The following is a 655-nucleotide window of genomic DNA, read 5'->3' as shown; positions in this document are numbered from 1 at the left end:
AGATGTGTATAAGAGTCAGCTTCCATGGTGCCCCTTCTCCGGCCCCGCGCAAAACCGGGCTACAGCCCGCGGATCCGGTCGATGACCGTAAGTGCCGCGAAGAACGCGAAGAACAGGAAGATCAACGCCATCACCACCAGGCGATACCCGCGCAGCCCGATCACGCGGGGCAGCACCCTGCGGTTGAGGATCACCAACAGCCCCGAGTAGAGGAACATCATGAAGCCGCCGACCACCGCCGAGATCACCAGCAGCGCCAGCGGCTGGTCGAACCCGGCCAGCAGCACGACGCCGCCGATCGCGATGAGCGCCCAGACCACGGCCACGTACAGCGCGGACTCGCTCCAGCGGGTGCTCGCGGCCAGGTAGGTGACCTTCAGCGAGTCGGAGACCAGGCGCCCCATGTAGTCCAGGATGCCGAGGGCGGCGGCGAACAGGGAGTAGGCGCCGATGATCCAGAAGAAGGTGCCGAACCATCCGGTGCGCTCGTTCAGCACCTGGCCCTCCACGCGCAGGAAGGTCACGTCGTTGGCGACCTCCCGGCCGAAGACGGTGGCGTGGGCGAGCATCGACATCACGGTGATGGTCAGCACCGTGATGAGGACGAACGACACGAGCTGCTCGGTGTTGGCCACCCGCCACCAGCCCCGCCACC

General features: G+C 66.3%; 1 protein-coding gene. It reads right to left on the bottom strand.

Annotated features, from left to right (window positions below; all coding sequences use genetic code 11):
- Positions 1-59 precede the first annotated feature (59 nt).
- The coding region (locus tag C1I98_RS42425; protein WP_199537581.1) for an Nramp family divalent metal transporter at positions 60-655 on the bottom strand (596 nt) is incomplete at its 5' end.

It is taken from the genome of Spongiactinospora gelatinilytica, assembly GCF_003236385.1.
In the GTDB taxonomy this organism is placed as follows: Bacteria; Actinomycetota; Actinomycetes; order Streptosporangiales; family Streptosporangiaceae; genus Spongiactinospora; species Spongiactinospora gelatinilytica.
This window is presented reverse-complemented; position numbering and strand designations above follow the sequence as displayed.